At 55.0% G+C, this 12025-nt stretch carries 9 protein-coding genes and 1 other RNA gene; 6 read left to right on the forward strand and 4 right to left on the reverse strand.

Going from position 1 to position 12025, the window contains the following annotated elements:
* Positions 1 to 2379 carry a phosphoenolpyruvate synthase gene (ppsA, locus tag K2184_RS01780; RefSeq protein ID WP_163525723.1) on the forward strand — a complete coding sequence of 793 codons (2379 nt, stop codon included), beginning with the start codon at positions 1 to 3 and terminating at the stop codon, positions 2377 to 2379.
* 74 nt (positions 2380 to 2453) lie between these two features.
* On the opposite strand, the gene rprA is transcribed toward ppsA, so the two are convergent.
* Positions 2454 to 2561, reverse strand: an RNA gene (gene rprA, locus K2184_RS01785) — antisense sRNA RprA.
* A gap of 212 nt (positions 2562 to 2773) precedes the next feature.
* Positions 2774 to 3895, reverse strand: coding sequence for an AI-2E family transporter YdiK (gene ydiK / locus K2184_RS01790; protein ID WP_004113594.1), 1122 nt, complete (start codon positions 3893 to 3895; stop codon positions 2774 to 2776).
* Positions 3896 to 4098: 203 nt separating this feature from the next.
* Here ydiK and ydiJ point away from each other — a divergent pair, with 203 nt between their 5' ends.
* The 3 genes from ydiJ (at position 4099) to K2184_RS01805 (ending at position 8181) form a co-directional block, all read left to right on the forward strand.
* Complete coding sequence (ydiJ, locus tag K2184_RS01795) at positions 4099 to 7155, forward strand: D-2-hydroxyglutarate dehydrogenase YdiJ (protein WP_053064976.1); 3057 nt, start codon at positions 4099 to 4101, stop codon at positions 7153 to 7155.
* The gene (menI, locus tag K2184_RS01800) at positions 7152 to 7562 is read left to right on the forward strand and encodes a 1,4-dihydroxy-2-naphthoyl-CoA hydrolase (RefSeq protein ID WP_064397646.1); all 411 of its coding nucleotides are present in this window, start codon (positions 7152 to 7154) and stop codon (positions 7560 to 7562) included. The genes ydiJ and menI overlap by 4 nt, the downstream gene beginning before the upstream one ends.
* A gap of 370 nt (positions 7563 to 7932) precedes the next feature.
* Positions 7933 to 8181: a GlsB/YeaQ/YmgE family stress response membrane protein gene (locus tag K2184_RS01805; RefSeq protein WP_004102935.1), complete on the forward strand. Its 249-nt coding sequence runs from the start codon at positions 7933 to 7935 to the stop codon at positions 8179 to 8181.
* A gap of 119 nt (positions 8182 to 8300) precedes the next feature.
* On the opposite strand, the gene K2184_RS01810 is transcribed toward K2184_RS01805, so the two are convergent.
* Together K2184_RS01810 and iraP are read right to left on the reverse strand one after the other, a co-directional pair.
* Positions 8301 to 8627, reverse strand: coding sequence for a hypothetical protein (locus tag K2184_RS01810; protein ID WP_004102933.1), 327 nt, complete (start codon positions 8625 to 8627; stop codon positions 8301 to 8303).
* A gap of 651 nt (positions 8628 to 9278) precedes the next feature.
* The gene (gene iraP / locus K2184_RS01815; RefSeq protein ID WP_004102923.1) at positions 9279 to 9620 is read right to left on the reverse strand and encodes an anti-adapter protein IraP; all 342 of its coding nucleotides are present in this window, start codon (positions 9618 to 9620) and stop codon (positions 9279 to 9281) included.
* Positions 9621 to 10157: 537 nt separating this feature from the next.
* On the opposite strand from iraP, the gene sufA reads away from it, so the two are divergent.
* Both sufA and sufB read left to right on the forward strand, forming a co-directional pair.
* Positions 10158 to 10535 carry a Fe-S cluster assembly scaffold SufA gene (gene sufA, locus K2184_RS01820; protein ID WP_004102921.1) on the forward strand — a complete coding sequence of 126 codons (378 nt, stop codon included), beginning with the start codon at positions 10158 to 10160 and terminating at the stop codon, positions 10533 to 10535.
* Between the two features lie 2 nt (positions 10536 to 10537).
* Positions 10538 to 12025, forward strand: a complete 1488-nt coding sequence (gene sufB / locus K2184_RS01825; RefSeq protein WP_004102919.1) for a Fe-S cluster assembly protein SufB — start codon at positions 10538 to 10540, stop codon at positions 12023 to 12025.

Here is a 12025-nt window from a genome sequence, read left to right on the forward strand (position 1 = left end):
ATGTCCAACAATGGCTCGTCACCGCTGGTGCTTTGGTATAACCAACTCGGCATGAATGATGTAGACAGGGTTGGGGGCAAAAATGCCTCCCTTGGTGAAATGATTACAAATCTGTCAGGTATGGGTGTGTCCGTACCGAACGGGTTTGCCACCACCGCTGATGCTTTTAATCAGTTTTTGGACCAAAGCGGCGTGAACCAGCGCATCTATGAACTGCTGGATGAAACCGACATTGACGACGTTTCCGCATTAGCGAAAGCGGGCGCGCAGATCCGTCAGTGGATCATTGATACGCCGTTCCAGAGCGAACTGGAAAATGCGATTCGCGACGCGTATACCCAGCTGTCCGCCGATGACGCTGAGGCCTCCTTTGCCGTGCGCTCCTCCGCAACGGCGGAAGATATGCCGGATGCCTCCTTCGCCGGTCAGCAAGAGACATTCCTTAACGTGCAGGGCTTTGACGCCGTGCTCGTCGCGGTGAAGCACGTGTTTGCTTCGCTGTTTAACGATCGCGCCATTTCCTATCGCGTGCATCAGGGTTACGATCACCGCGGCGTGGCTCTATCCGCCGGGGTACAGCGGATGGTGCGCTCCGATCTGGCATCATCCGGCGTAATGTTCTCCATCGATACCGAATCCGGATTCGATCAGGTGGTGTTTATCACCTCCGCCTGGGGGCTTGGCGAGATGGTGGTGCAGGGGGCGGTGAACCCCGATGAGTTCTACGTCCATAAACCGACGCTGGAAGCGGGACGGCCGGCGATTGTTCGCCGCACCATGGGGTCGAAGAAGATCCGCATGGTTTATGCTCCAACTCAGGAGCACGGCAAGCAGGTGCGTATCGAAGACGTGCCGCAGGCGCAGCGCGACGTTTTCTCGTTGACCGACGCGGAAGTGCAGGAGCTGGCCCAGCAGGCGGTGCAAATCGAGAAGCACTACAACCGCCCGATGGATATCGAATGGGCGAAAGATGGCCATACCGGTAAGCTGTTTATCGTCCAGGCGCGTCCGGAAACCGTCCGTTCGCGCGGCCAGGTGATGGAGCGTTATACCCTCCATGCGCAAGGGCAGATTATTTCGGAAGGGCGCGCGATCGGCCACCGCATCGGCGCGGGTCCGGTGAAAGTCATTCATGATATCAGCGAAATGAACCGTATCGAGCCCGGCGACGTTCTCGTGACCGACATGACCGACCCGGACTGGGAACCGATCATGAAAAAAGCGGCGGCGATCGTCACCAACCGCGGCGGGCGGACCTGTCATGCGGCGATTATCGCGCGTGAGCTGGGGATCCCGGCGGTAGTGGGCTGCGGCAACGCCACCGATCGCATCCAGGAAAACCAGAATGTAACCGTCTCCTGCGCCGAGGGCGATACCGGCTACGTCTATGCCGAAATTCTTGACTTCAGCGTCAAGAGTTCCACCGTCGGCGATATGCCGGATCTGCCGCTGAAAATTATGATGAACGTCGGTAACCCGGACCGGGCTTTCGACTTTGCCTGCCTGCCGAACGAAGGCGTGGGCCTGGCGCGTCTGGAGTTTATTATCAACCGGATGATCGGCGTTCACCCGCGCGCGCTGCTGGAGTTTGACGATCAGGAATCGGGTCTGCAGAACGAAATCCGCGAGCTGATGAAAGGTTACGACTCGCCGAGAGAGTTTTACGTCGGTCGCCTGACCGAGGGTATTTCGACGCTTGGCGCGGCATTTTTCCCGAAACGGGTCATCGTGCGCCTTTCCGACTTCAAATCTAACGAATACGCCAACCTGGTCGGCGGCGAGCGTTATGAGCCGGAAGAAGAAAACCCGATGCTGGGCTTCCGCGGGGCCGGCCGCTATGTCTCCGAAAGCTTCCGTGACTGCTTCGCGCTGGAGTGTGAAGCAGTGAAACGCGTGCGTAACGATATGGGCCTGACCAACGTCGAAATCATGGTGCCGTTTGTTCGTACCGTCGCGCAGGCAAAAGCGGTGGTTGAAGAGCTGGCGCGCCAGGGCCTCAAGCGCGGCGAGAACGGCCTCAAGCTGATTATGATGTGTGAAATCCCATCGAATGCGCTGCTGGCTGAGCAGTTCCTCGAATACTTCGACGGTTTCTCCATTGGCTCCAACGATATGACGCAACTGGCGCTGGGTCTGGATCGCGACTCCGGCGTGGTCTCCGAGCTGTTCGATGAGCGTAACGACGCGGTGAAAGCGCTGCTGTCGATGGCTATCCGCGCGGCGAAGAAACAGGGTAAATACGTCGGTATCTGCGGGCAGGGTCCGTCAGACCATGAAGATTTTGCCGCCTGGCTGATGGAAGAGGGAATCGATAGCCTTTCCCTCAATCCGGATACCGTGGTGCAAACCTGGCTTGGCCTGGCGGAGCTGAATAAGTAAGTTTTTCGCTAAACAAAATGCGCAATCCCCGTCAGCAATGGCGGGGATTTTTTGTTTCAGCCGTCAGCGTACGGGCAAAAAAAAGCCCATCGTGGGAGATGGGCAAAGACTACACACAGCAATTCGTTGTTTCACTCAGGGGATTTCCATGCTTATAAATCAAGGCATTGATTTATAACCGTGAGCTAATACTAGGCACTGAGGCTTTTTGCGTCGATCGGATTCCTCTCAATAGTTAAATTAAGGTAAAGAATCTGCGAAGCAAATGTGGTTAGTGGGCAGAGGAATGCGGACTGTTGTGAGGAATATATTAGTGTTTCTTAATATTTGAGGGCGGTGTGCCCGACAGCGGTCAAGGCGCAATGGCAAAAGGCGGGTTCCCCCGCCCGTTGACTTATTTATCCTGCGAGGCTCGGGTATTGAGCTCGCTAAGCTCCTCAAGCACCAGATCGGGATCTTTCGGCGGCGGCGGCGCTTCGTTAACCCACGCGTCGTATAGTCGCCAGGAGACCGCCAGCAGAACCGGCCCGATAAACAGGCCAATCATGCCGAACGCCACCAGACCGCCGATAACGCCGGAAAGGATCAGAATCATCGGCAGGTCGGCGCCCATACGAATCAATAGCGGGCGGATAAAATTGTCCATGGTGCCCACTACGCAGCTCCACACCAGCAGTACGGTACCCCAGGTGGTATCGCCGCTCCAGTAGAGCCAGATAATTGACGGTACCAGAACCAGTAAAGGCCCCAGCTGGACAAGACAGGTAAAAATCATCACCACGGTGAGCAGCGCCGCGTAGGGCACGCCGCTGACCGCGAGACCAATACCGCCGAGCACCGCCTGGGCCAGGGCCGTCACGACCACTCCCAGCGCCACGGCGCGAATTGCCTGACCGGCGAGGATCACCGCCGCGTCGCCGCGTTTGGCGGCCAGACGGGTAGCGAAGTGGCGGAAACCATAGGCGACCTGTTCACCGCGCCAGTACAGCAGCGCGCTAAACAGTAGCATAAGACCGCAGTAGACCAGCAGCTTGCCGATATGCGCCGCCTGACCAACAAACCAGGTGGTGGTGGTGCCGAGATAAGGACGAATTTTAGTCATAATCGCCGTGCCCCCCATCTCCAGCAAATTATGCCAGCCGGTGTACAGCTTATCGCCGATCAGCGGAACCGTATTCAGCCACGCCAGATCCGGCGGGGTAAAGTTGCCGCTGGTCACCACTTTTATTAATGGCACGCTGTTGTCCACCAGACTATTGACCAGTAGCGCAATAGGAATAACGAAGAGTAAAAAAAGCAGCAGCGTCATTACCAGTACGGCCAGAGAGCGTTTGCCGAAAAGCAGGCTCTGCAGGCGCAAAAGTACCGGCCAGGTCGCGATGACCACCGTACCGGCCCACGCAAATGACAGAATAAATGGCTGAACGACCCACAGACAGGAAATAATAATCAGGGACAAAAACAGCACCGACAGCAGAACTTGCGGTATATCCCGGGGCTGATTGGGGTTAATCATAGTGAAATTTTACCTTTGCAGTCGCGTCAAAAGGCTGACGCAGCGTAATTCCATGTACTGATAATAATATCAATAAGTTCGCGCGCCTGATTTTGCCCTTAATTCTGGCGGGCGCATATGAAAAAAATGTGATAAAAAGTTGGGTGCGTCACGCAAACGATTAATCACTTACAACACAACATAGTCAGGCAGGGTCGAGCGTCATGATCCCACAGATTTCTCAAGCGCCAGGTGTCGTTCAACTGGTGCTGAATTTTTTGCAGGTACTGGAGCAACAGGGTTTTACCGGCGATACCGCCACCAGCTATGCCGACAGGCTAACGATGGCAACTGATAACAGTGTATATCAGCTGTTGCCGGATGCGATTTTATTCCCCCGTTCCACGGCAGACGTGGCTCTGCTGGCAAGACTGGCAGCGGAAGAGCGTTTTAAAACGCTGATCTTTACCCCGCGCGGAGGCGGCACCGGCACGAACGGCCAGGCGCTGAACGCCGGGATCATCGTCGATATGTCCCGCTATATGAACCGCATTATTGAAATCAACCCCGAAGAAGGGTGGGTGCGGGTGGAGGCGGGGGTCATTAAGGACCAGCTTAATCAGTTTCTTAAACCGCACGGCTACTTTTTTGCCCCGGAACTGTCGACCAGCAACCGCGCCACGCTTGGCGGGATGATCAACACCGACGCCTCCGGGCAGGGGTCGCTGGTCTACGGTAAAACCTCCGATCACGTACTCGGGGTGCGCTCGGTGCTGATCGGCGGCGATATTCTTGACACTCAGCCAATCCCGGCGGCGCTGGCGGAAACCCTGGGCGCAGAACAGTCGGCGATCGGGCGGATCTATCGCACGGTATATCAACGCTGCAAAGCGCAGCGGCAGCTGGTTATCGATAAATTCCCGAAACTTAACCGTTTCCTCACGGGTTACGATCTGCGCCACGTGTTCAACGACGACATGAGCGAATTTGATCTGACCCGAATCCTGACCGGTTCCGAAGGCACGCTGGCGTTTATTACCGAAGCGCGGCTGGATATCACCCGTTTGCCGAAAGTGCGCCGGCTGGTCAACGTTAAGTACGATTCCTTTAACTCTGCGCTGCGCAACGCGCCGTTTATGGTGGAAGCGAAGGCGCTTTCGGTCGAAACGGTCGACTCGAAGGTGCTCAATCTGGCGCGGGAGGATATTGTCTGGCATTCGGTTAGCGAGCTCATTACCGACGTTGCGGATAAGGAAATGCTGGGGCTGAATATCGTCGAGTTCGCCGGTGATGACGCCGAACTGATTGACGGCCAGGTGACGACCCTGTGTCAGCGCCTGGATGAACTGATAGCACGCAACGAGGCAGGCGTAATCGGCTGGCAGGTTTGTCACGAGCTGGACGGCGTCGAGCGCATCTACGCGATGCGGAAAAAAGCGGTTGGGCTGCTGGGGAATGCCAAAGGGGCCGCCAAACCGATACCTTTCGCCGAAGATACCTGCGTGCCGCCGGAACACCTGGCCGATTATATTGCTGAATTCCGTGAGCTGCTCGACGGCCACGGGCTGAGCTACGGTATGTTTGGTCATGTCGATGCCGGCGTGCTGCACGTGCGGCCGGCGTTGGATATGTGTGACCCGCAGCAAGAGATGCTGATGAAGCGGATCTCCGATGACGTGGTCGCGTTAACCGCTAAGTACGGCGGTCTGCTGTGGGGGGAACACGGCAAGGGTTTTCGCGCTGAATACAGTCCGGCATTCTTCGGCGAAGAGCTGTTCGGCGAACTGCGCAAAATTAAAGCCGCGTTTGACCCGGATAACCGTCTGAACCCGGGTAAAATCTGTCCTCCGGAAGGCGTTGATGCGCCGATGATGAAGGTGGATGCGGTCAAGCGCGGGACATTCGATCGGCAGATCCCCATCGCCGTGCGCAGCTCGTGGCGCGGCGCGATGGAGTGTAACGGCAATGGCCTGTGCTTCAACTTTGATGCCAAAAGCCCGATGTGCCCGTCGATGAAGGTCAGCAACCACCGTATTCACTCGCCGAAAGGGCGGGCAACGCTGGTGCGTGAATGGCTGCGCCTGCTGGCGGACCGCGGCATCGACCCCAATCAGCTGGAAAAAGATCTGCCGGAAAAACGCGCCAGCCTGCGTACTCTGGTGGAGCGTACCCGCAATAGCTGGCATGCACGTAAAGGCGAGTACGATTTCTCCCATGAGGTTAAAGAGGCGATGTCCGGCTGTCTGGCCTGTAAAGCCTGCTCGACCCAGTGTCCGATTAAAATCGACGTTCCGGAGTTCCGTTCGCGTTTCCTGCAACTTTACCATAGCCGCTATTTGCGCCCGGTTCGCGACCATCTGGTGGCGACGGTTGAATCCTACGCGCCGCTGATGGCGCATGCGCCAAAGACCTTCAACTTCTTTATCAATCAGCCGTGGATGCGCAAGCTATCGGAAAAGCATATTGGTATGGTTGATCTTCCGCTGCTTTCCGTCCCATCGTTGAAGCAGCAGATGGTCGGCCACCGTTCGGCGAATACCACCCTGGAACAGCTGGAAGCGCTGAGCCCTGAGCAGAGGGCGAAGAGGGTGCTGGTGGTTCAGGATCCCTTCACCAGCTATTACGATGCGCAGGTGGTTGCCGACTTTGTTCGCCTGATCGAGAAAGTGGGATACCAGCCGGTGCTGCTGCCGTTCTCTCCCAACGGCAAGGCGCAGCATATTAAGGGCTTTCTGACGCGATTCGCGCGCACCGCGCAGAAAACTGCCGACTTCCTTAACCGCGTGGCCCAGCTCGGCATGCCGATGGTGGGTGTCGATCCGGCGCTGGTGCTCTGCTATCGCGATGAATACAACCAGGTGCTGGGTGACAAGCGCGGCGATTTTCGCGTGATGCTGGTGCATGAATGGTTGCCGCAGGCGTTGACGGAAACCGCAGCGCAGGATCAAGGCGGCGAGTCGTGGTATCTGTTTGGTCACTGTACTGAGGTGACGGCGCTTCCCGCTTCTACCCGGCAGTGGGCGGATATCTTCGCACGCTTTGGCGCGAAGCTGGAAAACGTTAACGTGGGCTGCTGCGGTATGGCCGGGACCTACGGTCATGAAGTGAAGAATCACGCCAATTCGCTGGCCATCTACGCGCTCTCCTGGCAGCAGGCGATGCAGCGCCTGCCGCGCAACCGCTGTCTGGTCACCGGCTACTCCTGCCGTAGCCAGGTGAAGCGTATTGAAGGCAGCGGCGTACGCCATCCGCTGCAGGCGCTACTGGAGATTATGGGATGATTTGGAAACGTTACAGCACGCTGGAGCAACTGAATGCGATGGGCGACGGGAACATGGTCGGCCTGCTGGATATACGCTTCGAGGCCATGACCGACGAGACCATCGCCGCGACCATGCCGGTAGACAGCCGTACCCATCAGCCGTTTGGCCTGCTGCACGGCGGCGCATCGGTGGTATTAGCGGAAACGTTAGGTTCGGTGGCGGGCTACCTGTGCAGCGAAGGCGAACAGAAGGTGGTCGGTCTGGAGGTCAATGCCAACCATATACGTTCGGTGCGCAGCGGGAGGGTTCGCGGCGTGTGCCGGGCGCTGCACGTCGGCTCCCGTCACCAGGTGTGGCAGATCGACATTACTGATGAGCAGGGGCGTCTTTGCTGTTCGTCGCGGTTGACCACAGCCGTAATTTAAGTCAATTAAGGGGGAAGATTTCCCCCTTAATACTTATTACCTGCCATCCTTCATCACCGCTGAACGTACCTACGCTATATCCGCTAGCTGCCGGTTTGCACTGTTATTTGTATTGAGATTTAACCAGGCCCAATGTTAACGCTTTATAAGAAAAGTCCTGGCTTAACTTTGCTGCTCACCAGGGATTATTAGCCTTCTACCTTTTATATTTTTTGGTCGCTTATTTGTGCGACATCTTTAGCGCGTAGACCATTATCTTTGATATGACAAGCTCATCCATGTTAAATATAAATTTATCAAACATCGTTAATATTTATGCTAATATTTTTAATACCAGAATTTACAAGGTAACAAGAGGACGGAGTTAGCTATGGGTATCATTTCATGGATCATTTTTGGGCTTATTGCCGGTATTTTAGCCAAGTGGATTATGCCGGGGAAAGACGGCGGCGGGTTTATCGTTACCGTAATTCTCGGTGTCATCGGTGCAGTTGTCGGGGGTTGGATTAGTACTTTCTTCGGCTTTGGCCGGGTCGACGGTTTTAATTTCGGCAGCTTTGTCGTCGCGGTGATTGGTGCGCTGGTCGTACTCTTCATCTACCGTAAGATCAGAAGCTAACCGCACCAGCAACGCCATAAAGTGCAGAGGCTGCCGCCATTGTCGGCAGCCTTTTTAATACTTCTAAAATGTCCGAGTGTTTAATTTCCCCTCTTTCATTCTATTACCACGATGCGCGCTTACAGCGCGGGCATATCGGGGACCGGCACGACTTCAACGCGCACTTCATAATGTTTAGCTTTGCTGGCTGGAATCAGCGGCGTGAGTTTATTGATCGTTTCGACCGGATTATCGGTGGCTACGGTGGCGGAGAAAATAACCGGTTTTTTCGGCGGCACAGGGAAAGGCATTGGGCCATAACCCTGAGTCAGCTCGAAGGGGGGATGGCCAGCATTATGCGCCTCAGCCGCCGGTAAGGGCGTTTCGGCTTTCTCTGCATCGGCGGCGAATGCGCTGGTGACGGTAATCGAAACGACGGCGAAGAGCGCAATGATAGTTTTTTTCATTTTTGTTACCTCATAAGTATGTCGATAAAAGCTTAGAGGCAACGCTTTTGGCAAACAATCCCACGGTGGGCGAATCCTATGAATCTCCTTATTTCTTCACGAATGTGAAAGCCTGTCCGCGACGGTGAGGCTTACGAAATTTAAGGGGGAAATGGGGTTAATCGAGCAAAACGCTAATAATTAACAGGACGACCATACACATCGACATGACATCTGTTTCTATATCCATAGTTCAGTACAACACAGGTTCCCGATTGGTCGCCGTTGCGACATTGCGTGAAAAGATGAAGGAAATTTAGCAGCGCATTCTACAGGAGCCAGCCGGCACTGAATAAATCTTTATTTCTGTGAAATGACAGCACTTATAATGAAAACGAATAGGTTTCGTTGCATGAATGGATTCGCGTTAGTGAGGGGGCAAACAGCGTCTCAATTTGGCATGTTGGTCGAGTGGCGCATCAGGCGGCGCGGGAGCCAGAGGGGCAATGGGAGGCAAATGCCATCGTCCCGCCGGATACGCACGTGAAGAAAATATTAATACCGTTTATTGGCCGCCGCGCCTCGTTATGCGCAGCGCGGCATCAACCGATGCCACGGTGGACGCCGACGCGACGAACAGGCGGCAGGACTTCGCTGGAAGCAGGGCTCCGCTTAGTCCACGCGTTTGCCTTTGGTCGCCTCTCCGCCGCCGAGTGCGGCTTGATTAATTTTATCTTCGTGGGTATTAATCAATTGCGTGAGCGCTATTTGCTCCTGAAATTTAGTCAGCAGAAGCTCAGCGTCGGATTTAAGAATATCTTCCGATGATTCAAGCACCGAGTTAATTGCTTTGGTCACATTCCCAACCAGCTCCGCGACCCCTCCTTCCTCGCCAATGGCAAGCATCAATGCGCTTATCAGCAGCGACTGGGCCTCAACCTGCGCAGCAAGCTGCTTGTTTTCTGCATCCATCGCTGAAATTTTCGCGATGATGCTGAGAATGACATTATTCATGATAATCCTTAAATCAATGAGTTAAACGCCGAAGATCACGCTGGTTATATTCGTTGCAGGATCAGCGAAATATCCATTGAAGATAAATATGCCAGAAAATATATCATCAGTGGTAGTGGGGTATTTTCATTATCGGTTGCAGGCGATCCGTCGCTATGGCTTTATCTCAATGTGCTGTCAGATGATTTTGCTGCCGGCACGCTGGCTTGTTGCGGCCTGAAGCGTGTAACTCATTGAATGTCCAGCAAGTAGATGAAAAGTGCTTTTTCCCGCGCCTATTTTATAAATCGGTATTTTCGATACATCTTTGCCATTGCCTGCAATTAAGCGCGCCAAACGTCAATATCTTATTATTTTTCAATATATTAAAACAGAAATTCGCAGGCTGAAAACGCCGAGCACAGGGTCTATGCTTATAAAAAGCGCAAGAAATGAGCCGGCGGGGACAATACCCCTTCTCCGGATGGGTTGAAGTGATAATCATTATCACTAACATAGTGGGTATGCCCTGATGGCGTCAACCTATGAGGTAGAGCGATGGATTCACATGCAGGAACTTTTAATCCCGAAGATTTCAGCTGGCGCGGCCTGGCGATGACCCCAGCCGCCGCCGCCCATATTCGCGAACTGGTCAGCAAACAACCCGACAAGCAGGGGCTACGCCTGGGCGTTAAAACCAGCGGCTGCGCCGGCTTTGGCTACGTTCTCGAACTCATCGCTGAACCGGCGCAGGACGATCTGCTTTTTGAGCGCGATGGCGCGAAACTGTGGGCGCCGCTGCAGGCCATGCCGTTTATCGATGGCACCGAGCTCGACTACGTCCGCGAAGGTTTAAACCAGATCTTTAAATTTCATAACCCCAAAGCGCAGCACGAATGCGGCTGCGGCGAAAGTTTTGGCGTTCAGGCGGAGTAACTATGTCTCGTAATACTGAAGCAACTGACGATGTCAAAACCTGGAGCGGCGGGCCACTCAACTATAAAGAGGGCTTTTTTACCCAGCTACAGACCGATGAGCTGGCGAAAGGCATAAATGAAGAGGTGGTTCGGGCGATTTCTGCACGCCGCAATGAACCAGAATGGATGCTGGAGTTTCGTCTGAACGCCTTCAAGGCCTGGCAGGCAATGGAAGAGCCGCACTGGCTGAAAGCGCACTACGACAAGCTGAATTATCAGGATTACAGCTATTACTCAGCGCCCTCCTGCGGCAACTGCGATGACGCCTGCGCTTCTGAGCCGGGAGCTCTACAGCAAACGGGGTCCAGCGCATTTCTGACCAGCGAAGTCGAAGAGGCGTTTAACCTTCTCGGCGTACCGGTTCGCGAAGGGCGGGAGGTGGCCGTCGACGCCATTTTTGACTCGGTTTCCGTGGCGACCACCTATCGCGAAAAGCTGGCGGAGCAGGGGATTATTTTCTGCTCCTTCGGCGAAGCGATTCACGATCACCCTGAACTGGTCAGGAAATACCTCGGCACCGTGGTACCGGGTAACGACAACTTCTTTGCCGCCCTTAACGCGGCGGTAGCCTCCGACGGCACCTTTATCTATGTGCCCAAAGGCGTGCGCTGCCCGATGGAGCTGTCGACCTATTTCCGCATCAACGCCGAGAAGACCGGCCAGTTCGAACGCACCATACTGGTCGCCGACGAAGGCAGCTACGTGAGCTATATCGAAGGCTGTTCGGCGCCGGTACGCGATAGCTACCAGCTGCACGCGGCGGTGGTGGAGGTGATCATTCATAAAGATGCCGAGGTGAAGTACTCCACGGTGCAAAACTGGTTCCCCGGCGACAATAATACCGGCGGGATCCTTAATTTCGTGACCAAGCGCGCCCTGTGCGAAGGCGAGAACAGCAAAATGTCGTGGACCCAGTCGGAAACCGGCTCGGCGATCACCTGGAAGTATCCGAGCTGTATTCTGCGCGGCGATAACTCCATTGGCGAGTTCTTCTCGGTAGCGCTGACCAGCGGCCACCAGCAGGCGGACACCGGCACCAAGATGATCCATATCGGCAAAAACACCCGTTCGACGATTATCTCGAAGGGGATTTCAGCCGGCCACAGCCAGAACAGCTATCGCGGCCTGGTCAAAATCATGCCCACCGCGACCAACGCGCGCAACTTCACCCAGTGCGACTCCATGCTGATTGGCCCGGACAGCGGGGCGCATACCTTCCCGTATGTAGAATGCCGTAATAACAGCGCGCAGCTTGAGCACGAAGCGACCACCTCCCGTATCGGCGAAGATCAGCTGTTCTACTGTCTGCAGCGCGGAATCAGCGAAGATGATGCCATCTCGATGATCGTTAACGGTTTCTGTAAGGATGTCTTCTCAGAGCTGCCGCTGGAGTTTGCCGTAGAAGCGCAAAAATTACTGGCGATTAGCCTTGAACACAGCGTCGGCTGA

Source organism: Klebsiella sp. K5-306, assembly GCF_051835185.1.
GTDB classification, from domain to species: Bacteria; Pseudomonadota; Gammaproteobacteria; order Enterobacterales; family Enterobacteriaceae; genus Klebsiella; species Klebsiella oxytoca.

What these genes read in the sequence shown, in the direction of transcription:
- ppsA (WP_163525723.1), top strand. Translation starts at nt 1, where the DNA reads ATGTCCAACAATGGCTCGTCACCGCTGGTGCTTTGGTATAACCAACTC.
- ydiK (WP_004113594.1), bottom strand. Translation starts at nt 3,895, where the DNA reads ATGATTAACCCCAATCAGCCCCGGGATATACCGCAAGTTCTGCTGTCG.
- ydiJ (WP_053064976.1), top strand. Translation starts at nt 4,099, where the DNA reads ATGATCCCACAGATTTCTCAAGCGCCAGGTGTCGTTCAACTGGTGCTG.
- menI (WP_064397646.1), top strand. Translation starts at nt 7,152, where the DNA reads ATGATTTGGAAACGTTACAGCACGCTGGAGCAACTGAATGCGATGGGC.
- K2184_RS01805 (WP_004102935.1), top strand. Translation starts at nt 7,933, where the DNA reads ATGGGTATCATTTCATGGATCATTTTTGGGCTTATTGCCGGTATTTTA.
- K2184_RS01810 (WP_004102933.1), bottom strand. Translation starts at nt 8,627, where the DNA reads ATGAAAAAAACTATCATTGCGCTCTTCGCCGTCGTTTCGATTACCGTC.
- iraP (WP_004102923.1), bottom strand. Translation starts at nt 9,620, where the DNA reads ATGAATAATGTCATTCTCAGCATCATCGCGAAAATTTCAGCGATGGAT.
- sufA (WP_004102921.1), top strand. Translation starts at nt 10,158, where the DNA reads ATGGATTCACATGCAGGAACTTTTAATCCCGAAGATTTCAGCTGGCGC.
- sufB (WP_004102919.1), top strand. Translation starts at nt 10,538, where the DNA reads ATGTCTCGTAATACTGAAGCAACTGACGATGTCAAAACCTGGAGCGGC.